Origin of the sequence: Hymenobacter sp. 5317J-9, assembly GCF_022921075.1 — a bacterium.
Classification (GTDB): domain Bacteria; phylum Bacteroidota; class Bacteroidia; order Cytophagales; family Hymenobacteraceae; genus Hymenobacter.
Genome location: NZ_CP095050.1, coordinates 2497386 through 2521233 on the forward strand (window position 1 = coordinate 2497386; position 23848 = coordinate 2521233).

Genomic DNA, 23848 nt, shown 5'->3' on the forward strand with positions numbered 1-23848 from the left:
CTTCATCAATGCCCATCCCCAACTACATCCGTCAGGCCACAAAAGGCCTGTTTGCCACCGGTCTCATTTTCGTGGTGCTGCCGCCGGTGCTTCGCATCCTCGACCCCACAGCCGGCGCCTTCGGCATCGAAATCCTGAACGCGCTGGGGCTGGCGGCGCTGCTCACGAGCGGCGTGCTGCACGGCGGCCTGTTCATGCACGAGAAGTTTCTGCCCCGATTTCAGGGCTATCAAGCCGAATCGCTGGAGCAGGACGGCAAGCTCTACGAGAACCTCAGCGCCGAACTCCGGGAGCCCCTCTACACAGAAGCCAACATATACCCCCACCGGCTGGCGCAGCTTATCGAGCGGCGCAAAGTGGCCGAATTTCAATTCAGAATGCGATGCGTCAGATTAAACTACTCCTTGTTCTCCTTGGCTTTCTTGCTCTGCCTGGGCGCATTTATGGTTTGGATAGCGATGACGGCCGTGCCGGCCTCCTCCGCGCCCGCATCGTGGCCGAAGCCAACAAACTTGTTGGCATCCGGGAGCACGGATTCAACCGCGGCCCCGACGTTGAAAAAATCATCAAGGAAGCCGGTGGCCGCATTGGCGACGCCTGGTGCTCGTGGACCGTTGTCGTCGAGCTGCGCCGCGCCGGCCTTCTCGTCCCACGCTTCGGCCGCGCCAAGGACTGGTTCGACGCCGCCCACACCATCTGGCGTAACGGCGTCCAACTCGCCGGCCGGCCTGGGCCTCAGCCCGGCGACCTCCTCGGCTTCACTTGGGGTCGCGCCGCAATATGTCACGTGGAAATGCTCATTGTCTGGGGCACCGGACCCAGCTGCCGCGCAGTAGGCGGCAACACCGGCGGGGGCGGCGCCCTGCAGCGCGAAGGCGAGGGCGTGTACGTGAACTGGCGACTGAAGCGCATGGTGGCTGCCGTGGCCAACGTCGTCGATAACCCGAAGTACCAATGAAGATTCACCTGACAGGCATTCCCTGCAATTGCCAGAAACGCTGGGGCAGTACCGTGCTCAGCAGCATCCGTAACCCAGCGAAGGTGACCTGCAAGAATTGCCTTAAAGCCATCAAATGAAGAAGCTATTAGTTGCTTGTTGCCTGTTGTCAATGGTAGGCTGCTCAAACGAAATGTGGCGTTACCCCATGCAGGTGCCCACCGACAGCACAGCCCTGCTGCTGCCGGCGGCACCGGCTGGCAAGTGGAAGTTCAACGGCCCGGTCACCATCATCATGCAGCGCGGCAACAACAACGTGGCCAACCCCACCGCCACCGGCAAAGCCAAGGGCGACGCCGTGGCCCTCGGGCCGGCGCAGGCCTCAGCCGTGAAGCCGAGCGGCACGCCCTGGTGGGTGTACGGGCTGCTGGCCGGCGTTGTCATCGGCCTGGTAGTGGTGCTGCTGCGCCGATTCACTTGGCTGCGCGTCGTGCTGGGCTTGGCGTAGGCCGTGGAATCAACTTACTCAGGCGCACCCCATATTGGTGGGCCGATGCGGATGAAGTGGGTAGTCGAAAGGCCCCAGCCTCGTGACCGTGGTAGTAGCTCCCCGTCGCATCAGCACAACTTAACGGCCCGTCTGCCTCGCGCAGGCGGGCCGCTTTGCTATCTTTGCCCAGCAAACACTTCATGATAAAAGCTCCGTTCGCCCTGGCCGTCAAAATACGGCTGGGGAGTAGTGGAGGAGCGTGACCTCTATGCTTAGGGCGAACGGCCCATGAAGTGTTTGCAGCGATTTCCCCAGCTTGCTTGACCGCTGCCATGGCAAAGACAAAGAAGAGTGCCCCGCCCATCGGCTTCGGCCGCAACCCTGCCGCCGACGACCTCGACGACGATAGCGGCGCCAAAGCCCCAGCGCCGGAGAAAGTGTTGGAGCCCCCACTGGCCGAGCCCATCTTTGTCGACACGTTGGTGATGTATGAAACCCTCAGCCGGTACAACATTCACCCGCTGGTGCCCCTCGGCACCACCGAGTTTCAGTTGGTGCAGGTTATTGCCGGCCTCGAGAAGCGCATTCGGGAGCTAGACCACGATTTATACTAGCGCGTTTTATAAGCCCCGCCCCACCAAGGTGGGGCTTTTTTTGCACCGTGCCAGTTGGGCATTCCACCGTGGGTGGAATCTGCGCTAAATGACTCAAAAACAAGTTATTTAACTTGACTTAGGGCCAAGAGTGATGCGTTGTTTGTCATGCTAAACGACACAAAAACAACGCCTTACGCCATGACCACCGCCCAAATCCTCGCCACCGCCGGAGCCACCAAAACCTGGAAGATGCAGCAGCTCTTCGCCCTGGGCCACACCCGCCGCGAAGTAGCCACCCTGCTGGGCGTAGGCTACGGCTTCGCCCAGAACGTTTACGCCGCCTGGATTGCGGCCAGCGCCGAGCGGGCCTTGGTAACGCCCTCCCGCACGGCTGCCCAGCAGGCCCTGGCCCCCTTCGCACCCGGCCCCTTCAACCGCACCTTCGGCGTAGAAATCGAAGCCTTCGGCGTAACCAGCGCGGCCCTGCTCGCCGAGTTGCGCGCCCAAGGCCTCGAAGCCCAGGCCGAAGGCTACAACCACACCACCCGCGGCCACTGGAAAATCACCAGCGACGCCAGCATTAGCGGCCCCAACGCCTTCGAATTGGTAAGCCCGGTGCTGCAGGGCCTCGAAGGCCTGGCCGACCTGGAGCGGGCCTGCCGCGCCCTGCGCATCTGCGGCGCCCAGGTCAACAGCACCTGCGGCCTCCACGTGCACCTGGGCGCCCGCGACCTGAGCATCGAGGCCATGCGTCAACTGGTGCGCAATTACCTCGTACTGGAGCCGACCATCGACCAGCTCATGCCGGCCGACCGCCGCGGCGACGCCGCCTACTACTGCCGTAGCCTTCAGCGCGGCCGCACCCTAGCTGCCGCCGAGCAAGCCATCCTGAGCGCCACCACGGCCCAGGAACTAGGCAACGCCGCCAACACCAACCGCTACCACAAGGTGAACATGCAAAGCTTCTTCCGCCAGGGTACCATCGAATTCCGCCAGCACAGCGGCACCACGAACTTCGAGAAAATCAGCATGTGGGTGCGGTTCCTAGCTAACCTAGTAGACTTTTCGAAGCAGCGCCTCGTAACCCCGGCGCTACCCGTAAGCGAATTTGCTACCTTTAACCAGCGCGACATTGCTACCTTCTACCAGCGCCGCCGCACGGCGCTGGCCACCCGCACCCGCTAATCTTTTCCCTATGATTTACGAAGTACTCGGAGGCGGCCGCATTGAGGCCGCCTCACCGGTGGAACTAGTCGAAGCCCTGCGCCAGCTCGACCATGACTGGATTCATTCGGTCAGCGTGGAAGATTTTATGGCCGACATGGCTGACCGCTGCAAGCTGCAAACTGGCGCCGTGGTCCGCACTGATACCATGGTCAATTTCCTGCACGACTTGCAGTCCGGCGGCTTCATTACGCCGGTGCCGATTGAGCAGACCATCTAAAACCGAAGCCTCGCCCCGCCGGCGGGGCTTTTTTGTGTCCTTTTTCACCGTGGCAGGCGCCGGCAACTTCGGGGCATGGAAACCCTGCAAATCGGCGCCATCACCAAACAGGTGCCCTCGACGTGGAATGAAATGACCCGGAAGCAGTTGCTCCGGGTGCTGGCCGAACTCTACGGCGCCAGCGAAACCAACGGGTACCGGCTTCGGCTTTTGGCCATTCTGACCGGCTTCCGCCTGCCCCTGCTCTCGGCATTGGCCCCCGACGTGCTGGCCCAACTGCTGCCGCTTGTTGACTTCACTACTTCCGAGGACCACCGGCTCACGGCCCAGCTCGTGCCCACCCTGCGCCTGCCCGGCCGGCACCGTACCGAGCCAGCGACCACCGTGCACGGCCCGCGCGCTTCGCTGAGCAACGCCACCTTCGGCGAGTTCATCTTCGCCGACACCTTTTTCATCCAGTACCACCGGGCCAAGGCCCAGCACCGGGCCACCTACCTCGACAAGTTTCTGGCCGTGCTCTACCGGCCGGCCAAACGGCACGTCGACCCCGAGGCCGCCGATTGGAACGGCGACGTGCGCATCCCCTTCAACGAGTATCACCTGGAGCAGCGCACCCCGCGCCTGGCGCCGGTGCCTGCCCTTGAAAAGCTGGCCGTGCTCACCTGGTACCGCGGCTGCCGGGCCCAGCTCGGGCTGGAGTTTCCCGAGGTCTTTGCCGCGGCCGAGGAGATACACGGCCCTGCCAAGGCGCCGGAGTGGGACCGCGTGCTCCGCAAACTCTCCGGTGGCGCTTTTGGCACGGTGGGCGAAACCGCTGGCCAGCCGCTGCGCCTCGTGCTGGCGGAAATGCACGACGCAGCCGTGGAGTATAACCGTCTCAAAACGCAAAAACCCTCATTCTGATGCGCAATTCGACTTATAGCGCCCTGTTCCGCACCATTGCCGGGCGCAACCTCCTCATTCGCCACCGCGAGGACTCACCCCGCTTCGCCCGCATCATCGTCAGCGTCGACCCGCTGCAGCGCCAGGTCGACTTGCTGGAGATGCAGGAAACGCTGCTCGGCCGCACGCTGAAGGCCGGCGCCGGGGAGCAGGTACTCGTGCTTGAAAGCCTGCAGACCCAGTACCGAGACAACAACGGCGACAACTACCAGCGCACGGCGCGCGGGGCCTTCTTTCTGCTCGAACAGAAAACGTCCGGTGGTGACGCCTGGGAAATCCTGGACCGCACCGAGGAAAACGGCGAGCAAGTGCTGGCCGCCGCGCGCCGCGAGTACGAGAACCAGGTGAAGGTGCGCTGGCCGGTGGGCAGCATCGTCGCCGACGCCGTGGGCCCCATCGGCGACCAGTGGTACGGCACCCGCTTTGACTTCGAAATCATCTCGCCGGCCAACGCCGGCCTCACTTACAACCCGGCGGCCTTCAGCTAATTGCCATGCTCAAACTTCTCAAACTCGACTGGACCAGCACCGGCACCTACGGTGACCGCAGCGACCAGGTGTACGGTGAGCGGTTCGCGGCCGACAAGTACGAATTCGACACCACCACCCGCACGGTGGTGCACACGCCCTTCCCGCTCGGCGGCGACTACGACTACGACCAGAGCAGCGGCAGCACCATCGGGCCGCCCGAAAACTACAGCCGCGACGTGCTGGAGGAATTCCACGTCTACGTCAACGGCCCCACCCGCACCGGCTACTTCCACGACGGCAACGGCGGGTTCACCACCGCCGTCACCACGCTGACCCTCACGGCCACCACCACCCAGTGCCCCTGCTTCGGCACCAACACCGGCGGCATCGACCTGACCGTGGCCGGCATGAACGGGCCGTTCACTTACCGGTGGGACGACGGCCCCACCACCGAAGACCGCGGCCTGGTGCCCGCCGGCACTTACCGCGTGGCCGTGACCGACGTGCCCAGCGGCGCCGTGGCCCGCGCCACCGTGCAGGTGGGTACCAATCCGGAGTTGGTCGTGGTGATTCAGAAAACCGGTGCCGACGTCGCCCTGCAGGTGAGCGGGGGCACCGGGCTGTACACCTTCCTGTGGGACGACGGCGTGACCACGCGCGACCGCACCGGCCTCTCCGATGGGCCGCACTCGTGCGTCATCACCGACGTGCTTGGGTGCAGCAAAGAAATCAACCTGGTGGTGACCAGCGACGTTTTTTTCTGGTCGCGCAACCCCATCACGCTGGCACTGGATGCCGGCGCGGCCTACCGCGCCGACCCCACCACCAAACCCAACCTGACCTTCCTCTGCGAAGTGTGGGTGGAGAAGGACTACCTGAGCGGGGCGTTTGAGTTGGTGGGCGGCGTGCTGGAGCAGCCGGCCGACCGCGACGGCCGCACGGTGTTTCAGGTGGAAACGCTGCTCGACGTGTTTCTGCAACACCACGTGCCGGCGGTGGGCCTCTCCGGCGTGGTGCGCGCCGACCCCATGTTCCGGCGCTTCTACCTCAAATACGCCGAGAGCTACGGCACGCCGCCGGTGCGCTCGGGCACGTCGGTGCTGACGCAGAACTACGTGGTGCTCGGCGGCCTGAACTTTTACGAGTCGCGGGCCCGCACCTTTTTCGACCGCTACCAAGGCGCGGTCATGCCCTTCCTGACGTGGGAGCCGCCGGCCAAAACCGTGGTGGCTGACCAGCCGGAGTTTCTGTACTACCTGGTGTCGAAATCCACCGCCGGGTTCCGCTTCCAGCTGCGGGTACAGTACACCGACGGCACCAACGAAGTCATCAACCTGGGCGGCGTCGACAACGTGCGCCTGCACGAAGTGTACTGCCGGCCGGTGGGCTACGAGGCCCTGCAACTGGCCGCCATCGCCGAGTCGGCCGGCGCGGACAAGGTGGTGCTGTGGTGGGAAATCTTCGTCACCACGCCCGACGAAGCCACGGCGCTCAGCGAGGTGCGGCGCTACGAGCTCGACCGCAAAACCTACCCGAAGCGCCGCTTCTTCCTCTTCGCCACCAGCCTCGGCGGCATGGCCACCTACGCGGCGCTGGGCGAAGCGCAGGTGGTCGACGTGGAGCTAACCGGCGAGGAGTCCAGCCGCACGCTGACGCCCGATTCCGACCCGCTGGATGGCGACACCGCCGTGCGCACCCGCGCGCTGCGCCCGGTGATGAAGGTGGCCAGCGGCAAGCGCTCCCGCGCCCAGATGGAGGCCTCGCAGGACTTCCTGCTGTCGCGGCGCGTGTTGCTGCAGCACGGCCTGCGGTGGCTGCCGGGCTTCGTCAAGGCCAAAACCAGCACCCTGCTGGACGAAAGCAAGCCGGTGCCCACCCAGGACTTCGAGTTTTACCTGACCACCGAGCAGCTCTACACGCCCGAACTGGGCGATGCGCAGTTCACCTACGCCCAGCCCGCCCTATGATTGGCCTGAAAGTGCCGAAGGGCTGGCTCGTGCTGGCTCCCGGGTCGATTACCATCGACATCAACAGTCCGTTTTTCAGCTTCGGCACCGTGCCGGGCACCATCACCTACCCGTTTGGCTTGCCGATGGAGGACAACCTGGCGGCGCTGAACTTCCCCCACGTGCGCGCCGAGCAGGGCGACGTGGTGGCGGATGAGCCCTGCGAGTTGTACATCGACGGGCAACTGCGGTGGGTGGGCGCCCTCGTGTACCTCGACTGCGACGCGCCGCGCGGCCTGTTTGCCTACAACTTCGTGGCCGACGCCGCCGACCTGCAGAGCCGCATCGAGGGCATCACCCTGGGCACGCTGGACCTGGGCCGCCTGCCGCTGAGCCTGGTGCACAACGACCCGGAGTATGCCCTGCCGCCCCTGCGCAACGCCGATTTTTACGGCGACAAAGACCCCGGCTTCTGCGGCATCGTCAACTACCACCGCTTCGGGGCCTACGAACTGGTGCCGGTGGTGGGCAAGCGCAGCACCGTGGTGCCGTTCGTGCGCCTAGTGCCGTTGCTTCGGCGTGTGCTCGGGGCGGTGGGCTACGCCCTGAGCGGCGACTGGTTAGCCGAGCCGGAAGTGCAGGCGCTGGTGGTGTACTCCGACCGTTCGGTTGAGCAGGCCGATGGCACGCTGCCGGCCGACTTTGCCGTCAACCGCCACGTGCCCGACATTGGCGTGGCCGAGTTGCTGCTGGCCCTGCAGAAGATGTTTGGCCTGGGCTACAGCTTCCACCCGGTGCGCCGCGAAATGGCCATTCGGTCGCTGCGCGACGTCATAGGCGACCAGGCCTACCTCAACCGCACCGGCGGCCCCGCCCACAGCACGGCGGTGTTGCAGCGCGGCTTCGTGCTGAAAATGGCGCTGGAGAGCAACGACGACCTGAACAAAACGCTCGACACCGGCTGGGCCACCCTGCGCGTGGGCGCCGGCCAGCAGGAGGTGAGCACCGAGGCCGGCACGCTGCACGTGGTGCGCGAGCGGGACCCGGCAGACTTTGGCACCCGTGAGTGGCTGGTGCCGGCGGTGGCCGCAAAAGGCGCCTCGCCGGCCTTCGAGCTGGGCGATGATTCGCGCTGCGGCCTGCGCCTGCTCTTCGACCGCGGCCTGCAGCCCGACAGCGAAGGCTACCTCTACCCGCTGGCTACCTGGGGCGCCGAGGACTTCGCCGGCAATACCGTGGGCACAAGCACCCTGCGCTGGGACGGCGCCGACGGCCTGTACGCCACCTGGCACCGGGCCTGGCTCGACTTCCTAGACCGGGCCACCACCCGCGAGGCCACGATGGAGTTCCGGGTGGCGGATTTACTGTCGCTGGACCCGGCCCGCAAGGAGATGGTCGACCGCCGCAAGTACCTCTGGGAAAAAGTGTCGCTCACGCTCAGCACCACCGGCCGCAACCTGGAGCAAGCCCAGTTCACGTATCGCTACGTCCGACTATGAGCGAGCCCATTTCTCCCCGCCAGCTGGCGCTGGACTGGCTCGACATCACCGTCGAGCGCTTCGTGGCCAACATGCGCCGGCTCCAGATTGAAAACACCGGCCACCTGCTGGCGTCCTTCAAAAAGAACGTCATCGGCGAGGCCGGCGCCGACCGCCTGCGCATCCAGCTCAGCTACGCGCTGTATGGCAAGTTCGTCGACATGGGGGTGGGCCGCGGCCACGGCGCCGGCATCCGGAAGGGCGACGACGGCTACGACCGCCTGCGCAACTCACGCGGCCAGCTGCGCCGCCTGGCGCGCAAGGCCCGGCCGTGGTACTCGAAGGAAGTGGCCCATCAAACCAAGCGGCTCTCCGAGCTGATGCTGGACCTCTACGGCCAGGTGCTCGTGGCCAAGACCGTCGACGCACTGCCGGGCGAAACGACCATCAGCTTTTAACACTTAACTTATACGATAAGCCTCATGGCAGCAGATAAGGAAACCCGGGAGTTAGAAATACTCCTCAACGCCCAGCAAGCCAACGCCAGCATCAAAGACATGGCCGCGGGCGTGGCGCTGATGAATAATCAGCTCAGCAAGATGAGCCAGGATGACCCGCGCCGGCAGCAGCTGCAGCGCGACTTTCAGGTGCTCACCCAGCGCGTGGGCGCGGCCCGCGCGGAAATGCGCACCTACGTGCAAACGGAGGAGGAAATGCGGGAGGCCACCGAGAAATTGAACCGGGAAAACACCCAGGTCATCCTCAACGGCCAGAAGCTGAACTCCTCTTATAAGGAAATGAAGGCCTCGGCCGCGCTGCTGGAGCAGCAGCTGCACGAAATGAACGGCGACGCGCCGGGCCGGGCCAAAATGCTGGCCGATTACCACGCCCTGCAGGACCGCATTGCCGGCGTCAGTTCCGAGATGAAGGGCGCCACCGCTGGCACCGGCTTCCTGAAGCAGGGCTTCGCCAACGCCTTCAGCTTCTTCCTGGGCGGGGGCATCCTCGACGTGGTGCAAAAAATCTTCGGATTCTTCGCCTCCGCGCGGGAGGAGTTCCAGGGCAGCGCCAAGTCCTCGGCTGACCTCGAAGCCACCCTGCACGCCACCAAGAAGGCCGCCGGGCTCACGGCCGACGAAATCCGGCGCATCGGCGAGGAGCGGGCCAAGGTCACGCTCTTCGACGACGACGAAACCAACCGGGCCAGCGCCATGCTGCTCACGTTCAAAAACGTGAAGAAGGGCGTGTTCGAGGAGGCCATTCCCGCCATTCAGGACCTGGCCACCAAGATGGCCGGCGACGGCCCGGCCGACATGAAGGGCGCCAGCATCCAGCTGGGCAAGGCCCTGAACGACCCCATCAAGGGCATCACCGCCCTCACGCGGGTGGGCGTCACGTTCACCGAGCAGCAGAAAGACCAGATTGCGGCCATGGTGAAAGCCGGCAACACGGCCGGGGCCCAGAAGCTGATTCTGGCCGAGCTGAACTCCGAGTTTGGCGGAGCGGCCGTGGCTGCGCGTCAGGCAGCCGGCGGCATGGCCACCTGGACCATGCGCTGGAATGAAATCAAGGAGACGGTGGGGGGCTTCGTGAACGACGGGCTGACCAAGCTTTTTGACTGGCTCGGCCGCGTATTCGACAAATCGCAGCCCGTCGTCGACATCTTCGTGGCGCTGGGCGAAGAAGTGGTGTCGCTGTGGCACGACGTGAGCGACCTAGTCGACGGGCTGGGCCTGTTCGGGGAGAAAGGCGACTCGGCCGCGTTCGTGGCCAATCTGCTCAAGTCGGCCATCACGCTGCTGGTAGCTCCGTTGCGCATCGGCGTGGCCGTGATTCGCAGCATGGTCGACGGCTTCATCGACCTCTACAATAAGAGTGAGTTGGTGCGGGGCGTACTTGGAGGCCTGGCCGCCATGATTGTGAGTGTGTTCACCACCATCAAGGACGATGCCCTCAAGATTCTGGGCGGGGTGGGCGACATCCTCATTGGCATTTTCACCCTCGACAAAGGCAAGATTGTCGCCGGCTTCAAATCCGCCATGCAGGCCACGGCCGATGTGGCGCTGGAGAGTGGGCAACGGGCCGCCGAGGCGTTCGCCAAGGGCTACGAGGCCAATAAAAACAACCGCATCGTGCGCACGGCGCGCACGTCGACTGCCGACACCAACAGCAGCGGCGGGGGCGGCACGGCAGCCAGCAGCGGCGAAGAGGAGCCAGCCGGCGAGTCGGCCAAGGATAAGAAGGCCCGTGAGTCGGCCGAGAAAAAAGCCAAGGCCGAGCGCGACAAAGCCGACCGCGAACGGCTGGCCGACATGAAGGCCTGGATAAAACAGGAAGGCAACCTGCTGGAGTACCGCAACGCACTGCGCGCCCAACTCGACCGCACCGGCATGAGCGACGAGCAGCTGCGCCGCGAAGAAGAGCGCCAGCGCATCTTCGACGCGGCCGACAAAAAGGTAGCGGCCCTCGACGAAACGGAGGCCAACTACACCGAGCAGGTCGCCGCCATCGTGGCCGAGCGGGACCTGCGCCTGCGCGAGTTGTGGGAGAAAAACGCCGCCGATGAGGAGAAGCGCCGGCAGGACGCCATCGACCAGCAGATTGCCCAAGCCAAGGCCGACGCCGAGGTGTCGCTGGCGGAGGCCGAGCTGAGCATGGCCAACGGGCTGATTACCGAGCAGGCGTACCAGGACGCCATTTTCGCCATCAAGCAGGCAGCCATGCAGCGGGAGCTGGACCTGATTAAGCAGCGCGACCAGCAGGAGTCGGTGGCGTGGAAGAAGCTGCACGCCGACAAAATCAGCGGCGAGGCCGACTACGCCAAGAAATCTAAGGCCGAAGCCGATGGCATCGTGGTGTTCAAAAAGAAGCTGGCGGCCATCGACAAAGCCTTGAACGACGACAGCGTGAAGTTTCTGGAGGATGCGCTGGAGGAGCAGACCGTTCTGTATAAGGTGTTCAAGGCCGCGCGCAAAGCCGAGGCCATTGCCAACGTGTTCGTCAACCTGCAGGAAGAAATTCAGAACTACTGGCTCGACGCCGCCAAGATGGGCCCGGTGGCCGGCCCCATCTACGGCATCGCCATGAGCGGACTGGCCACCCTGCGCGGGGGCCTGGCTGTGGGCAAAATCGCCGGCTTTGCCAAAGGCGGCGCCACCGGCGCCGGCGTGACGGCGCCGGCCTCGACCAGTAGCAGCATGTGGGAAATGATTGGCTTACGCGTGGGCGGCAACGGCAAGCTCATGGACCAGAGCGGGCACTCAGTGGCCGGCGTCGTGCACGACAACGAGTACGTCATCCCAAAGTGGATGCGCGAAGACCCGGAAGTGATGCAGGTCGAAGGCTGGCTGGAGCAGCGCCGGCAGCGCGGCTTCTATGACGGTGGCCCCACCACTGAGCCGGCCGGCCCGAAGCCGGGTGACGACGAGGAGCAAGTGGTGAGTGGCGCCAACGGCCAGCGCCTGACGTCGGTGCTGGAGTCGCTGGACCGACGCTTGGCCGGAGTGGAGCAGTGGGCCACTCAGCTCGAAGTGGTAGCGGACCCCTTTATCCTGAACCGCGACCTGGAGAAAGCGAAGAAGCTGCAGAGCAAGTCCGACATTCGTCCCAAAGGCCCCTCCAATTAGTGTTCAAAAAAGAAAACCAAATATGAACAGTCACTCCGTGTACGAATGGTTGTTTATTTGAACTACCGTTTGGCTAAACGCACTTTGCTGCAGACAGCAGCAAAAATGTAAGAGCTTGGTATATCCGCTAACATGTAAGTTTGCGCATGTCACACTCATCTCCGCCTTATCGGACACTGCTTGGGTTTCTGGCCAGCCTCTACTACACGGATTTCCGGACCGTTGCGCAGGCGGACATTGTGCAGCTCCTGCAGGAAGCCGGTGTGACTTACACCACAGAGGGCGTGATGCTCGACGAGCACCCGTATACCACCGCCGTGCTGCAAATCGTCTTTGAGTTGGTGCAAGAGACTGGCCACCGCAACGAAGTGTGCATGACCGTGCTGCCCGGAGGAAGCTTGGTGGACCTCCGGCTGAGTACGTCGCTGTAAGGGGCGTGTTAAGCTTCGGACCGTTTTTGCAAACTCTAAATGTGGGGCACGACGGTGGAGTGTTTCTCTGCAAAGGCAGTTGCTTGCGCCGCCGTGTCAAATGGCCACTTGGTCTCGTTGTCGTAGCTCGACACGATGTACCGCCCTTGATGGAAGTATAAGCAAGGAGAATCGTTTGTCGACAACGGGCCGCCCTGGGTCGAGCCGGGTAATGCCAAGCCTACCCGTCCGAGGCTTACGTAAGGCATGACCCGTCGCAAAACGGCGGACCGGCAGCAGCAATCCACCAACTCTGCGGCCTGCTGCGGGTAGAAATGAGCGGGGAACTCCAGTAGGCGCTTCCGGACCCGGGCCCACTCTTGGCGTTGTGGCGCATACTGCAATCGGACCCGTACAGGCCAGCTGGTGCCAACGGCCTTCTTAGAGTTCTTTAACATGTCGCAACTTAACGCTCGGTTCACTAAACTACTCCAGTAGCCTGGGAAAAGACGGCTAACAGGCCGTTGCAGCGTTTGGAGAGTTTAAGAAACTTGTCTGCGAATCAAAGTTTAAGAAACTGACGAGGGCAATGAGTTTCGTAAACTCGGTGGCCTCCAAAAAACGTCCGTATTCTGGATGGTTTTTCACCCTGCTCAAATGGCCTGGAAACGCATGTTTCTCGGTCCGTTTTTTTACACCCTTTATTGGAGGGTATTTTTGGTCTGTCGCCTACCAATATGAAGTAAGATGCAGCAATCAATTAAAAATGCGTTTGGCCATGAATTAGTATTTCAATCCGGCGCCGCAATTGGTGCACTTAAAGAAGCGACATCTCTTATCGAACGCTACATAGCATCTGGTAGAATACCTTCAGGCCTAGAAAACCCTTACCACATCTTTGCAAAACTGCATGCCTTTATTAGCCATGCGGCTAACGTGTCAAAAATCTTCTGGCCGATAGTAAGTCCAATGCGCAAGAATGAGTCACTAGCTGATTATGAGCAAAGGCTTCCTAGAATTATAAGAGGCCGGGAGCTTCGTGAAATATATACTATCCCAGATGATAGCGTCTTGCGCCTTAGAAACATGCGAGATAATATCGAGCATTACGATGAAAGGCTTGATGAATTTTTAAACTGGTGGTCAGAGAACGGTGCTAATCAAACGATAGCTGATGTGATGCTACTTGAGCCTGCATATATTCAGCAACACGGGCTCCCATCATTTCGAATGCGTCAATATGATTGCGTGAACAAGATTTTTTATTTTCAAGGGCAGCAATTGGAGCTCCAGCCAATAGAGGCTGAATTGACCCGCGTTGTGAACATGGTGATGAAAAGAAAGTGAGAGTAGCCATCTACGCCCGCGTGTCGACGAACGACAAAGGCCAAGACCCCGACAACCAAGTGCACCAGTTGCGCGACTTTGCCGAGAAGCACGGCTCTATATATAAAGTATTCACTGAGGAGGTGTCGGGCGGCAAGTCCGACCGCGCGCAGTTCAAGCTGCTGCTGCTCGAAGCCTACCAGAAGAAATTTGACCTAGTGGTATTCTGGCGCCTGGACCGCTTCAGCCGCGAGGGCGCCCTGCCCACGCTCAAATACCTGAAGGAGCTGCGCGACCATGGGGTGAACTACAAATCCTTCACCGAGCCTTACCTTGACAGCCTCGGCCCCTTTGGCGACGTAATTGTCTCGATGCTAGCCACCATCGCTGCGCAGGACCTGATTAAGATTTCGGAAAACACTAAGGCAGCGCTGGCCAAGAAAAAAGCGGCCGGCATGAAGCTTGGAGCGCCCACGAAAGCAGCTGCCGTGGTAGAGCAGGCGCGGGCCTTGAAAGCCGAGGGTAAGTCGAATGGCTACATCGCCCGAACACTGGAGATATCGCCGAGCACGGTGGCTAAGTATATAGCCTCTCCGGCATAAATTGTCTAATAAGGCTGCTCAGCTCGTGGGACCGTTGTCGACGCGAGCTTCTACCACTTGCTGTACGCTGGCGGGCACGGCCGACATGATATCCAGCCCCGTGGCCGCCTCAATGGCGTCGACGCTGGTGCGGTACGTGCCCCAGGTGGTGCTGATGGAGTTGTCGTTGGGCGTGTCAATGGCGATGACGCGGGTGCCGGCACTCACCCGGGCGGCGTCGTTGGTGCCCACCGGCAGGATGACCACAACTTTCCAGCAGCGGGCGGGCACGCGGATGCGGCCCTGGTCGAGGGTGGTGGCGAAGCCATTGGCGCCGGTGCCGCCCTGCCCGTAGCTGCCGCAGATGACGTACACCTCGTTGCCGGAGCTGAGGAAGGTGCGGCAGTAGTCCTCCAGGTTGGCCCAGGTCTGCTGGTTGTTGCGCGGGGCCTGGGGCATCATGTTGCTCATGAAGAACGTGGCCGAGTTGTCGGCTACCGTGCTGGTGCGGTCGGCCGAGGGGCAGTTGTGGCCGCGGTCAAAGCCCGAGCCGGTGTAGCTGGTGGCGCCGGGGGCGTACCAGCCGGCGGGCAGGTCGGGGTCGGCGCGGAAGTCGTCTTGCCGGGCGGCCGAGCCAATCCAGCTCGTGCTCAGGTGCCAGCTGACCCAGTTGGGCTTGCCCTGGTCGCGGTTGTAGCTCACGGCATACTGTAGCCGGTCAAGCAGGTAGTTGCTCGTCTGGTTCACGTCCGTAGTCGCGCCGCTGGGGTTGCCCAGGGTCAGGTGCTCGGGCAGGGCCGAACCCGCCGGGCCCACCGTGAGGGGCGGGGCCAGCGTGGTGGCGCCCGCCGTGACCGTCACGGTTTGCGGGGCAGGAGCCGCGTAGCCGGCGGCCGGTCCATAAGTGAGCGTATACGTGCCGGGAGGCAGGGCCGCAAAAGAATAGGCGCCCGTGAGCAAGGTGGCGTTGATAGCCGCACCGCCCGCTGCGGGCGTGGCCGTCACGCTGGCCAGCGCGCCGGCGGGGGAGAAGTTGCCCGTGACGGTGCCCGTCGTGGGGGTGGGCTGCACCGGTGGCTGCGGGGTAGGGTCGCCGTCCTGGTTGGCGCAACCGGGAGCCCAGAGCAGGGCGCTAGTGAAAAAACAGAGCGCCAGGGCGCGAGCGGAAAGGGGCACGGGTGGGAAGGATTGTTTACCTAAAGATAGGTCTTCGACCGCCGAGACGCTTGAAAAGCACGGCAGCGTCTGCCACCCTTTTTGCCACCCTTTTTTGTTTGGGCAATAAAAAAGGCCATTTCCGTGCTGGAAATGGCCTTTTTAACAAACGGTAGCGGTCTGGACGGGACTCGAACCCGCGACCTCCGCCGTGACAGGGCGGCATTCTAACCAACTGAACTACCAAACCGTTTGCCTTGGTGGAGAAGCTGTGTGCTTTTCCGTTTTGGTGTTACAAAGGTAGGACAAGAAAACTGCGCCCTGCAAACCTGGGGCCAATATTTCTTCAAAAAAGAGTTGTCCGTGGGGCTTTAGGGTTGTTTCTCAGGAAGATTAATTTTTTGCGCTGGGCCCCAACGATGGATGTTTTACCTTTGCCACCCGCCTTTATAACGGCTAGTGGGGGCGGCGGGGGCGCGTTGAAGCTCCGCGTAGACCGCGCCGCCCGCTATTTTCGCCTTCCCACTCCCCGCAATCTTTTTCGCGCCCCATGCTCCTCGACTTTGAACAACCCATTGCTGCCCTCGAAGGCAAGCTCCTCGAAATGCAAAAGCTCGCTGCCGACAGCGACGTGGAAGTAGGCGCCGCCGTGGCCGCGCTGGAAAAGCGCATCAAAGACCTTAAGAAGGAAACCTACGCCAACCTTACCCGCTGGCAGCGCGTGCAGCTCTCGCGCCACCCCGACCGGCCCTATACGCTTGACTACATCGAAGGCATGGCCGAGAAGTTTGTGGAACTGCACGGCGACCGCACCGTTGGCGACGACAAGGCCATGGTGGGCGGCTTCGGCGAGATTAACGGCCAAACGGTCATGTTCATCGGCCAGCAAAAGGGCCACAACACCAAACAGCGCCAGTACCGCAACTTCGGCATGCCCAACCCCGAGGGCTACCGCAAGGCCCTGCGCCTGATGAAGCTGGCCGAGAAATTCAACGTGCCCGTGGTGACGCTCATCGACACGCCCGGCGCCTTTCCGGGCCTGGAGGCCGAGGAGCGGGGGCAGGGCGAGGCCATTGCCCGCAACCTGAAGGAAATGTTCATGCTGAAGGTGCCGGTGGTGTGCGTCATCATCGGCGAAGGGGCCAGCGGCGGCGCCCTGGGCATTGCCATTGGCGACCGGGTGCTGATGCTGGAAAACACGTGGTACTCGGTCATTTCGCCGGAGTCGTGCAGCAGCATCTTGTGGCGCTCCTGGGACTATAAGGAGCAGGCCGCCGAGGCCCTCAAGCTCACGGCCACCGACATGCAGAAGGCCGGCTTGGTCGACGGCATCGTGAAAGAGCCCCTGGGCGGCGCCCACACCGACCCGGAGCGCATGATTGACACCTTAAAAACCACGCTGCTCAAGACGCTGAAGGAGCTGGCCGACATCCCGGCCGCGGAACGGATTTCGCAGCGCATCGACAAGTTCTCGGCGATGGGCGTGGTGGTGGAGTAGGTTTTCTAATAACCACATCCCCGAACGTCATGCCGAGCGCAGCGAAGCCTCTCGCGTGCCGCCACTAATCCTGAGAAATGGTTACTGGTGGCGGGCAAGATGGTTCGCTGCGCTCGGCATGACGTTCTTTTGTTTTTCTTTGGTCTGAATCCTTCACTGTCATCCCACCCATGACCATTCATACCCTCGACACCGGCCTTTTCAAACTCGACGGCGGCGCCATGTTCGGCGTGGTGCCCAAGAGCATGTGGCAGAAGCTGAACCCCGCCGATGCCAATAACATGTGCACTTGGGCCATGCGCTGCCTGCTGATAGAAGACGGCGGCCGCTTGCTGCTGATTGACAACGGCATCGGGGAGAAGCAGGACGAGAAGTTTCGCGGGCATTTTTACCTGCACGGCGACGACACGCTGGAGAAATCCCTGCGCAAGCTGGGCTTTGGTAGCAGCGACATTACCGACGTGTTCCTGACGCATTTGCACTTCGACCATTGCGGCGGCTCGGTGCAGCGCCGGCCCGATGGCGTGCTGCAGCTGGCTTTTCCCAACGCCACGTACTGGAGCAACGAGGCGCACTGGAACTGGGCCGTGACGCCCAACCCGCGCGAAAAAGCCAGCTTCCTGCGGGAGAACATCCTGCCCATTCAGGAAAGCGGGCATTTGAAGTTTGTGGACCTCGGGGCGGGCGTGCCCGATGCCCTGCCGCAATTCCGCGAAATCATTCTGGCCGACGGGCACACCGAGAAGATGATGGTGCCGGTGATGGAGTACAAGGGCCATAAGCTGGCCTTTATGGCCGATTTGCTGCCCAGCGCGGCCCACATTCCGCTGCCTTACGTGATGAGCTACGACGTGCGCCCGCTCCTCACCATGCCCGAAAAGGAAGCCGTGCTGCGCCGCGCCGCCGATGAAAACTGGGTGCTGCTGCTGGAGCACGACCCTACCCACGAAGCCTGCACCGTGCAGCACACCGACAAAGGCGTGCGCCTGGCCGAAACCCTGCGGCTGGCCGATTTGTAGCATCCGTATAGTTGCTGAAGGTCGGTTTTGCGTATCGGCAGCAGCGAGACGGACATCTTCGCCGCTTTCTTTTCATCAACAACGGAGAACGAAATGGCCCAACTGGGTTTGGCTTTGTCGGGAGGCGGGGCGCGTGGCATTGCGCATCTGGGCGTGCTGGCGGCGCTGGAAGAGCTGCAACTGCCGGTGGCGCAGCTGGCCGGCGTGAGCTCCGGGGCCATTGCCAGCGTGTTTTACGCCGCCGGTTTTCCGCCGCGGGAAATATTGCGGCTGCTACAGGAAACCAACGTGGTGCGGCTGACGCGGCCGGCCTTCAGCCGGTTTGGCCTGTTGAACCTCGATGCCGTGTCGCAGCTGCTGGCCCGGCACCTAGGCACCACGGCCAACTTCGAGGATTTGCGCCTGCCCATCACCCTGGTGGCCACCGATTTGATGGCGGGCGAGTCGGTGTATTTCAACTCGGGGCCCTTGCTGCCGCCGCTGCTGGCGTCGTCGGCCGTGCCGATAGTGTACCGGCCGGTGGAGTACCAGGGCCGGCAGCTGGTGGACGGCGGCCTGCTCAATAACCTGCCCGTGGAGCCGCTGCTGGGCCGGCCGGAGTTGCGCGTGGTGGGCGTCAACTGCAATCCCATCAACTCCGAAGCCCGCATTCCCAACTTTCGCCGGCTCATCGAGCGGACGCTGCACTTGGCCATCAACGCCAACACCACCAGCCGCAAAACCCAGTGTGAACTGCTGCTGGAGCCGCCCGAGCTGCGCCACTACCGCCCCCTGGGCTACAAGCGCGGCACCGAGCTGTTCGACATCGGCTACCGCTACACGCTGGCGCAGGCCGATGCGCTGGCGGAGTTGCTGCAGCAACCCTAGCCGCGGGCGTGGCGCAGCATTGTGGCCGGCTGCCCATCTTTGTACTTCAAAGCTTGGCGGCTCAGGCTATTTTTTGGGCCTGCTGCCATTTTTCACTTCTAAGTTGCCCCGCATGACCCCCCGCGAAAAATCCCCCTTCTGGTACACCATGGCCACGCTCGTTTTCAACGTGGCGGGCTGGCACTTGGGTGAGATTCACAACCCGGAAATCAAGAAGAGCATGATGATTGCGGCGCCCCACACCAGCAACTGGGACATCATTCTGGCCCGGGCAGCCTTCTACCTAATGGGCGTGCCCGTGCGCTTCACCGTGAAAAAGGAGTGGACCGACAACTGGGCCCTTGGCTGGCTGGTGAAGGCCATTGGCGGGCTGGCCGTGGACCGCAGCAAAAACAACAGCCTGGTCGACGGCATGGTGAAGCTGTTTGATGAGCGCGACGAGCTGGTTATCCTCATCACCCCGGAAGGCACGCGCGCCTACCAGCCGCGCTGGCGCAAGGGCTACTACTTCGCCGCCCTGGGCGCCCACGTGCCCATCCGACTGGGTTATTTGGACTACAAGAAAAAGGAAGCCGGCATTGGCGAGGCCGTGTGGCCCACCGGCGACTACGAAGCCGATGAAGCCAAAATCAAAGCTTTCTACCGCACCATCACCGGCCGCTTTCCGGAGAAGGGCGTGCGCTAACCGAATGGTGAACCGGGCGGTAGCCCGTACCTTTTGGCCATGGAAAAGCTGGCAACGCTGCTTTGGATACTCTTCGCCCTCGGCGCCTTCGTGTTTCGGCTGATTAAAAAAGCCCAGGAAACCACCGCCCGCGAGAAGCAGGAGCGCCCGCGCCGGCCGCAAAACGACGCGCCGGCCCTGCCCACCGCTACCTTCCAGGAAATGCTGCGGCAGATGCAGGCGCGCAACGCCGCCGAGCCCGACTCGCCCCGCCCGGTGGCAGTGCCTCCCGTACCTCAGCCGGCGGCGCCGCGCACCTTGGCCGGCCGGCCCATGCCACAGGAAGTGGCTCGTCCGGCGCGCTCGCAGGAGCGCACCACGGTGCCGCAACGCTCCTTGGAGGCGCCCGCCACGGCCCGGCCGCACAACGCGCCGGCGCCATCCCCGCAGCGCTCAACCGGCCTGTCGAAGGCTGACCGGCAACGGCCTCAACAATTCAAATCGGAACCTGCGGCTGGGTCCACAACCGATACGGTGCGCGAAATGCTGCGCCGGACCGAAGGCGTGCGCGCAGCCTTCGTGCTCAGCGAGATTTTTGCCCGCAAATACGAGTAGAGACGCGTACTCGCCTCTCGTCGTTTCCGGCCGAACACGTGCCTCTAGTCCTGGGTCAGGGCGTAGGAAACGAGGTTGGCGCCCATGCGCAGGGCGGCTTCGTGCGTGGCGGGGGAATCTTCGGGGTAGGTGCCCACGTCTTCCCAGCCGTTGCCCAGGTCGCACTCGTAGCTGTAGAAGCACACCAGGCGGCCTTTGTAGAGCAGGCCAAAACCCTGGGCGCGCTTGCCGTCGTGCTCGTGCACCTTGGGCAGGCCCTTCGGGAACTGGTATTTTTGATGGTAGACCGGGTGGGAGTAGGGCAGCTCCACAAACTCCAGTCCGGGAAACACCTTCTTCATCTCGGGCCGGATGAACTTGTCGAGGCCGTAGTTGTCGTCGATGTGCAGGAAGCCGCCGCCGGTGAGGTAACGGCGCAGGTTGCGGGCCTCAGCGGCCGTGAAGCTCACGTTGCCGTGGCCGGTCATGTGCACAAAGGGGTAGGTGAGGAGCTCGGGCGCGTCGAGCTCCACGGTGGCTTCGTCGGGCGCGATGTTGGTTTTCAGCGTCTGGTTACAGAAGCTGATGAGGTTGGGCAGCGAGGTTTTGTTGGCGTACCAGTCGCCCCCGCCGCCGTAGTGCAGCTTGGCAATGCGGAAGCTGTAAGACGAAGGGCCGGCTGCGGTGAGCGTGAGCAGTAGCGCAGCGGTGAGCAGATGTTTCAGCATGGAAGTCGAATGCAGACCAAATCGGTCTGTCCTATAAAGTAATGGCCGAATGGAAAGTTCAGGTCTTGCCGGAAGGGAAGGACCGCTGCGCGCTGGCGCTGGTTGCTGGGCGGCAAGCCGGGCCGAATCGTGAAGCGGCTGGTAATTTTAGCGCCCGTCCCCCATATGTCAGGCAAATGTCGCGTGAGAAACTGATTACGTTCCTGCAAACCCGTGGCATCATCAACGCCGCACAGGCCGTGGAGATTGCCGGGGAGTTCCGTTCCCAAACCATAGCCCGGCACGAGTTCTTGCTGCGTGAAGGCCAGGTTTCGGATGCCTATTTTTTTCTGGAACACGGCTTGTTCCGGGCCTTTGCCAACGACCCAGCCGGCAACGAAGTCACAACGGCCTTTTACCCCAGCGGGCACACCGTGCTCGAAGTTTCGTCGTTTTTTACCCGCTCGCCTTCGCAGGAAAACATTCAGGCCCTGACCGACTGCGCGGGCTGGGTCATAAATTTTGCGCAGCTCAACGCCTTGTTTCACGCCCGCCCCGAGTTTCGGGAATTTGGCCGCGCAGTGCTGGTGCAGGGCTTTGCGGCCTTGAAAAGCCGGATGCTGTCTATGATAACTACCTCGGCGGCTGAGCGCTACGAGCAGATGTTGAAACACTCGCCTGAAGTGCTGCAGTACGCCCCCGTGAAGCACATTGCTTCCTACCTGGGCGTGACCGATACTTCGCTGAGTCGGATTCGGGCCGGCGTGAAAGGGCCCGCGCAGCACTGATTTCCTGCCAATTGGCAAGTGGGCCCGGTGGCCTGCCGGGGTTCCTTTGTGAGGTAATCACCAAGCCCCACTTTGCCATGGAACACGTACCTATTACGCTCGGTATCGCATTTGCAGTCATCGCCTTACTAGCAGTGGCCATTTTCTATCGGGCCGCGCGCCATTCCCGGGCCACGCTGGCCGTGCTGGTGGCTTGGCTGGGGCTGCAAGCCTTGGTGGCGCTGAGCGGGTTCTTCGCCGTGACCAACACGGTGCCGCCGCGCGCGCTGGGCCTGGTGGCGCCACCCGTGCTGCTCATCTTGCTGCTGCTGGGCACGCCGCGCGGCCGGCACTACCTCGACCGCCTCGACCTTCGGGCGCTAACCCTGCTGCATTTGGTCAGAATACCCGTCGAACTGGTTTTATATGGGCTGTTTGTGCACAAGGCGGTGCCAGAACTCATGACCTTCTCGGGCCGAAACTGGGACATTCTTTCGGGCCTGAGCGCGCCGGCAATCTATTATTTGGTGTTTCAGAAGAAAATACTGGGCCTCAACTGGCTATTGGCTTGGAATTTCGTTTGCCTGGGCCTATTGTTCAACATTGTGGGCACTGCGCTCTTGTCGACGCCGAGCATTTTCCAGCAATTTGCCTTCGAGCAGCCAAACGTGGCCATTCTGCATTTCCCCTTCAACTGGCTGCCTTCCGTGGTGGTGCCCACGGTGCTGCTGGCGCACTTGGCGGCCATTCGGCAATTGCTGGCCATAGGAGGCCGCATTTCGCCTGCGCCTGAACGCCACCGCAGCAACTTTTAAGGCTCAAAGCAGTAAGCGCAAGCCAAGCCCCCAACTCATCTTCCCATGCATAAATCCCCGACCAGCATCTTAAAATCCGCGGCCGTGGTGCTAGCCCTGCTGGCCGCCGGCCCGGCTGTTGCGCAAACCAAAGTGGCCACCTATGCCGCCGGCAAGCCGGGCACCGACCAGTACGAAGAGCTGAGCTTCTGGGTAAAAGATGGCCAGCGGGGCGCCATTTACTACGTTCGGGGCAAAGAGCGCAGCGAACTGCCGGCCAACTACCTGCCACGAACCGGCATGGCCAATGGCTCCAGCTTTGCCATTCGGATGGCCGACGACCGCCTGCTCAACATCATTCCCAGCGGCAACGCGCTGAAGGTGGCCAGCTCGGCCAACGACGCGCCCATAACCTTCGTGTGGAAATACGAAGGGCCCGTGAATGGCGTCGGCACGTTTTGCCGCGAGTGCGCCGCCAGCCCCAAAGAAGCCATGCAGCTGCTGCGCACGTATTACCTGAAATAGGAATGTGGGCTCAACAGTGGAGCACGTCTGGGGCGCCACGTAGCGCCGGCAAGTCGCCCGCACCCCTCAACCATGACCAACGAAGAAACCGCCGTCAAGGCCACGTATTTCAGCATTGCCGGCAACACCGGGCTGGCCTTGCTCAAAGGCCTGGCTGGCTATTTTGGCAACTCCTATGCCCTGGTGGCCGATGCCATTGAGTCGACGGCCGACATCTTTTCGTCGATGCTGGTGCTGCTGGGCATCAAGTACGCCAACCGGCCCGCCGACGACAACCACCCCTACGGCCACGGCCGCATCGAGCCGCTGGTGACGTTTCTGGTGGTGGGCTTCCTGATGACTTCGGCCACGATTATTGCCTACGAAAGCATCCAGAATATCGGTACGCCGCACGCCCTGCCCAAGGCCTGGACGCTGCTGGTGCTCGGCGGCATCATTCTCTGGAAGGAATGGTCGTTTCGGACGGTGATGAAAAAGGCGGAAGCCACCAACAGCTCCTCGTTGAAAGCCGATGCCTGGCACCACCGCAGCGACGCCCTCACGTCGGTAGCGGCGTTCCTGGGCATTTCGTTTGCGCTGCTCATGGGCCCCGGCTACGAGGCCGCCGACGACTGGGCCGCCCTGCTGGCCGCCGGCCTCATTTTCTATAACAGCTACCACATTTTCCGCCCCGCCCTGGGCGAAATTCTCGATGAGCACGTGCACGACGACCTGGTGGCCGACATCCGCCGTGTAGCCCTGACCGTAGACGGCGTGCTGGGCACCGAAAAATGCTTCGTGCGCAAAGCCGGCATGCAATACCACATCGACCTGCACGCGCTGGTGAATGGCGGCATCAGCGTGCGCGAAGGCCACGAGGTGGCGCACCGGCTGAAAGACACGCTCCGCCGGGAGTTGCCGCAACTGGGCCACGTGCTCATCCACGTCGAGCCCCAGGAATAACGGATGGAAACCAGGAGCGAAGTCTCGCCTCGGTTGGGGCTCGTCATTCCTGAGATGCAGACCATAAGGC

26 protein-coding genes and 1 tRNA gene are annotated in these 23848 nt (G+C 62.4%); 23 read left to right on the forward strand and 4 right to left on the reverse strand.

The annotated features are described in order from the left end of the window. Positions 1-5: 5 nt before the first annotated feature. Entirely contained in the window at positions 6-371 is a 366-nt protein-coding gene (locus MUN81_RS10480; RefSeq protein WP_245117244.1) for a hypothetical protein, read from the reverse strand. 77 nt (positions 372-448) lie between these two features. Between MUN81_RS10480 and MUN81_RS10485 the strand changes: the two genes are divergently transcribed. From MUN81_RS10485 to MUN81_RS10550, 14 genes are all read left to right on the forward strand, one after another. Next, a complete protein-coding gene (locus MUN81_RS10485; protein ID WP_245117245.1) occupies positions 449-958 on the forward strand; it encodes a hypothetical protein in 510 nt (169 codons plus the stop codon). Between the two features lie 172 nt (positions 959-1130). After that, positions 1131-1445, forward strand: coding sequence for a hypothetical protein (locus tag MUN81_RS10490; RefSeq protein ID WP_245117246.1), 315 nt, complete (start codon positions 1131-1133; stop codon positions 1443-1445). A 314-nt stretch (positions 1446-1759) separates the two neighbouring features. Beyond that, on the forward strand, positions 1760-2041 hold the full coding sequence (locus MUN81_RS10495) for a hypothetical protein (protein WP_245117247.1): 282 nt from the start codon (positions 1760-1762) through the stop codon (positions 2039-2041). A gap of 180 nt (positions 2042-2221) precedes the next feature. Then, the gene (locus MUN81_RS10500) at positions 2222-3208 is read left to right on the forward strand and encodes an amidoligase family protein (RefSeq protein ID WP_245117248.1); all 987 of its coding nucleotides are present in this window, start codon (positions 2222-2224) and stop codon (positions 3206-3208) included. A 10-nt stretch (positions 3209-3218) separates the two neighbouring features. Continuing rightward, a complete protein-coding gene (locus MUN81_RS10505) occupies positions 3219-3467 on the forward strand; it encodes a hypothetical protein (RefSeq protein WP_245117249.1) in 249 nt (82 codons plus the stop codon). 75 nt (positions 3468-3542) lie between these two features. Then, positions 3543-4370, forward strand: a complete 828-nt coding sequence (locus MUN81_RS10510; protein ID WP_245117250.1) for a hypothetical protein — start codon at positions 3543-3545, stop codon at positions 4368-4370. Continuing rightward, on the forward strand, positions 4370-4897 hold the full coding sequence (locus MUN81_RS10515) for a hypothetical protein (protein ID WP_245117251.1): 528 nt from the start codon (positions 4370-4372) through the stop codon (positions 4895-4897). The genes MUN81_RS10510 and MUN81_RS10515 overlap by 1 nt, the downstream gene beginning before the upstream one ends. A gap of 5 nt (positions 4898-4902) precedes the next feature. Further along, a complete protein-coding gene (locus tag MUN81_RS10520; RefSeq protein ID WP_245117252.1) occupies positions 4903-6846 on the forward strand; it encodes a SprB repeat-containing protein in 1944 nt (647 codons plus the stop codon). After that, positions 6843-8324 (forward strand): hypothetical protein, encoded by a 1482-nt coding sequence (locus tag MUN81_RS10525; RefSeq protein ID WP_245117253.1) that lies wholly within the window; start codon positions 6843-6845, stop codon positions 8322-8324. The genes MUN81_RS10520 and MUN81_RS10525 overlap by 4 nt, the downstream gene beginning before the upstream one ends. Continuing rightward, positions 8321-8761, forward strand: a complete 441-nt coding sequence (locus MUN81_RS10530; protein WP_245117254.1) for a hypothetical protein — start codon at positions 8321-8323, stop codon at positions 8759-8761. The genes MUN81_RS10525 and MUN81_RS10530 overlap by 4 nt, the downstream gene beginning before the upstream one ends. Before the next feature lie 24 nt (positions 8762-8785). Continuing rightward, on the forward strand, positions 8786-11929 hold the full coding sequence (locus MUN81_RS10535; protein ID WP_245117255.1) for a hypothetical protein: 3144 nt from the start codon (positions 8786-8788) through the stop codon (positions 11927-11929). Between the two features lie 146 nt (positions 11930-12075). After that, complete coding sequence (locus MUN81_RS10540) at positions 12076-12360, forward strand: hypothetical protein (protein WP_245117256.1); 285 nt, start codon at positions 12076-12078, stop codon at positions 12358-12360. A gap of 726 nt (positions 12361-13086) precedes the next feature. Continuing rightward, positions 13087-13686 carry a hypothetical protein gene (locus tag MUN81_RS10545; RefSeq protein WP_245117257.1) on the forward strand — a complete coding sequence of 200 codons (600 nt, stop codon included), beginning with the start codon at positions 13087-13089 and terminating at the stop codon, positions 13684-13686. Continuing rightward, a complete protein-coding gene (locus MUN81_RS10550; protein ID WP_245117258.1) occupies positions 13683-14267 on the forward strand; it encodes a recombinase family protein in 585 nt (194 codons plus the stop codon). The genes MUN81_RS10545 and MUN81_RS10550 overlap by 4 nt, the downstream gene beginning before the upstream one ends. An 18-nt stretch (positions 14268-14285) precedes the next feature. Here the strand turns inward: MUN81_RS10550 and MUN81_RS10555 are convergent, their stop codons facing one another. Both MUN81_RS10555 and MUN81_RS10560 read right to left on the reverse strand, forming a co-directional pair. Beyond that, complete coding sequence (locus MUN81_RS10555) at positions 14286-15422, reverse strand: DNA/RNA non-specific endonuclease (protein ID WP_245117259.1); 1137 nt, start codon at positions 15420-15422, stop codon at positions 14286-14288. A gap of 155 nt (positions 15423-15577) precedes the next feature. Further along, positions 15578-15651 (reverse strand) — tRNA-Asp (locus tag MUN81_RS10560). A gap of 300 nt (positions 15652-15951) precedes the next feature. Between MUN81_RS10560 and MUN81_RS10565 the strand changes: the two genes are divergently transcribed. From MUN81_RS10565 to MUN81_RS10585, 5 genes are all read left to right on the forward strand, one after another. Next, entirely contained in the window at positions 15952-16899 is a 948-nt protein-coding gene (locus MUN81_RS10565) for an acetyl-CoA carboxylase carboxyltransferase subunit alpha (protein ID WP_245117260.1), read from the forward strand. A 170-nt stretch (positions 16900-17069) separates the two neighbouring features. After that, positions 17070-17918: an MBL fold metallo-hydrolase gene (locus MUN81_RS10570; protein ID WP_245117261.1), complete on the forward strand. Its 849-nt coding sequence runs from the start codon at positions 17070-17072 to the stop codon at positions 17916-17918. Between the two features lie 93 nt (positions 17919-18011). Beyond that, positions 18012-18785 carry a patatin-like phospholipase family protein gene (locus tag MUN81_RS10575; RefSeq protein ID WP_245117262.1) on the forward strand — a complete coding sequence of 258 codons (774 nt, stop codon included), beginning with the start codon at positions 18012-18014 and terminating at the stop codon, positions 18783-18785. A 148-nt stretch (positions 18786-18933) separates the two neighbouring features. Beyond that, positions 18934-19470 carry a 1-acyl-sn-glycerol-3-phosphate acyltransferase gene (locus MUN81_RS10580; RefSeq protein WP_245117263.1) on the forward strand — a complete coding sequence of 179 codons (537 nt, stop codon included), beginning with the start codon at positions 18934-18936 and terminating at the stop codon, positions 19468-19470. A gap of 39 nt (positions 19471-19509) precedes the next feature. Beyond that, positions 19510-20064 carry a hypothetical protein gene (locus MUN81_RS10585; RefSeq protein WP_245117264.1) on the forward strand — a complete coding sequence of 185 codons (555 nt, stop codon included), beginning with the start codon at positions 19510-19512 and terminating at the stop codon, positions 20062-20064. A 44-nt stretch (positions 20065-20108) separates the two neighbouring features. Here MUN81_RS10585 and MUN81_RS10590 read toward each other — a convergent pair whose 3' ends face one another. After that, positions 20109-20771, reverse strand: coding sequence for a DUF4159 domain-containing protein (locus tag MUN81_RS10590; protein ID WP_245117265.1), 663 nt, complete (start codon positions 20769-20771; stop codon positions 20109-20111). Between the two features lie 176 nt (positions 20772-20947). Between MUN81_RS10590 and MUN81_RS10595 the strand changes: the two genes are divergently transcribed. From MUN81_RS10595 to MUN81_RS10610, 4 genes are all read left to right on the forward strand, one after another. Beyond that, positions 20948-21538, forward strand: a complete 591-nt coding sequence (locus MUN81_RS10595; RefSeq protein WP_245117266.1) for a Crp/Fnr family transcriptional regulator — start codon at positions 20948-20950, stop codon at positions 21536-21538. 77 nt (positions 21539-21615) lie between these two features. Next, complete coding sequence (locus MUN81_RS10600; protein WP_245117267.1) at positions 21616-22332, forward strand: hypothetical protein; 717 nt, start codon at positions 21616-21618, stop codon at positions 22330-22332. Positions 22333-22377: 45 nt separating this feature from the next. Further along, positions 22378-22836, forward strand: a complete 459-nt coding sequence (locus tag MUN81_RS10605) for a hypothetical protein (RefSeq protein WP_245117268.1) — start codon at positions 22378-22380, stop codon at positions 22834-22836. 72 nt (positions 22837-22908) lie between these two features. After that, complete coding sequence (locus tag MUN81_RS10610) at positions 22909-23778, forward strand: cation diffusion facilitator family transporter (RefSeq protein ID WP_245117269.1); 870 nt, start codon at positions 22909-22911, stop codon at positions 23776-23778. Positions 23779-23848 lie beyond the last annotated feature (70 nt).

Bases quoted from the DNA above. Each gene is read 5' to 3' on its own strand.
- MUN81_RS10495 (WP_245117247.1), top strand. From the start codon at position 1,760: ATGGCAAAGACAAAGAAGAGTGCCCCGCCCATCGGCTTCGGCCGCAAC.
- MUN81_RS10585 (WP_245117264.1), top strand. From the start codon at position 19,510: ATGGAAAAGCTGGCAACGCTGCTTTGGATACTCTTCGCCCTCGGCGCC.
- MUN81_RS10580 (WP_245117263.1), top strand. From the start codon at position 18,934: ATGGCCACGCTCGTTTTCAACGTGGCGGGCTGGCACTTGGGTGAGATT.
- MUN81_RS10565 (WP_245117260.1), top strand. From the start codon at position 15,952: ATGCTCCTCGACTTTGAACAACCCATTGCTGCCCTCGAAGGCAAGCTC.
- MUN81_RS10525 (WP_245117253.1), top strand. From the start codon at position 6,843: ATGATTGGCCTGAAAGTGCCGAAGGGCTGGCTCGTGCTGGCTCCCGGG.
- MUN81_RS10540 (WP_245117256.1), top strand. From the start codon at position 12,076: ATGTCACACTCATCTCCGCCTTATCGGACACTGCTTGGGTTTCTGGCC.
- MUN81_RS10570 (WP_245117261.1), top strand. From the start codon at position 17,070: ATGACCATTCATACCCTCGACACCGGCCTTTTCAAACTCGACGGCGGC.
- MUN81_RS10535 (WP_245117255.1), top strand. From the start codon at position 8,786: ATGGCAGCAGATAAGGAAACCCGGGAGTTAGAAATACTCCTCAACGCC.
- MUN81_RS10510 (WP_245117250.1), top strand. From the start codon at position 3,543: ATGGAAACCCTGCAAATCGGCGCCATCACCAAACAGGTGCCCTCGACG.
- MUN81_RS10515 (WP_245117251.1), top strand. From the start codon at position 4,370: ATGCGCAATTCGACTTATAGCGCCCTGTTCCGCACCATTGCCGGGCGC.
- MUN81_RS10490 (WP_245117246.1), top strand. From the start codon at position 1,131: ATGTGGCGTTACCCCATGCAGGTGCCCACCGACAGCACAGCCCTGCTG.
- MUN81_RS10545 (WP_245117257.1), top strand. From the start codon at position 13,087: ATGCAGCAATCAATTAAAAATGCGTTTGGCCATGAATTAGTATTTCAA.
- MUN81_RS10595 (WP_245117266.1), top strand. From the start codon at position 20,948: ATGTCGCGTGAGAAACTGATTACGTTCCTGCAAACCCGTGGCATCATC.
- MUN81_RS10610 (WP_245117269.1), top strand. From the start codon at position 22,909: ATGACCAACGAAGAAACCGCCGTCAAGGCCACGTATTTCAGCATTGCC.
- MUN81_RS10600 (WP_245117267.1), top strand. From the start codon at position 21,616: ATGGAACACGTACCTATTACGCTCGGTATCGCATTTGCAGTCATCGCC.
- MUN81_RS10500 (WP_245117248.1), top strand. From the start codon at position 2,222: ATGACCACCGCCCAAATCCTCGCCACCGCCGGAGCCACCAAAACCTGG.
- MUN81_RS10530 (WP_245117254.1), top strand. From the start codon at position 8,321: ATGAGCGAGCCCATTTCTCCCCGCCAGCTGGCGCTGGACTGGCTCGAC.
- MUN81_RS10520 (WP_245117252.1), top strand. From the start codon at position 4,903: ATGCTCAAACTTCTCAAACTCGACTGGACCAGCACCGGCACCTACGGT.
- MUN81_RS10505 (WP_245117249.1), top strand. From the start codon at position 3,219: ATGATTTACGAAGTACTCGGAGGCGGCCGCATTGAGGCCGCCTCACCG.
- MUN81_RS10605 (WP_245117268.1), top strand. From the start codon at position 22,378: ATGCATAAATCCCCGACCAGCATCTTAAAATCCGCGGCCGTGGTGCTA.
- MUN81_RS10590 (WP_245117265.1), bottom strand. From the start codon at position 20,771: ATGCTGAAACATCTGCTCACCGCTGCGCTACTGCTCACGCTCACCGCA.
- MUN81_RS10575 (WP_245117262.1), top strand. From the start codon at position 18,012: ATGGCCCAACTGGGTTTGGCTTTGTCGGGAGGCGGGGCGCGTGGCATT.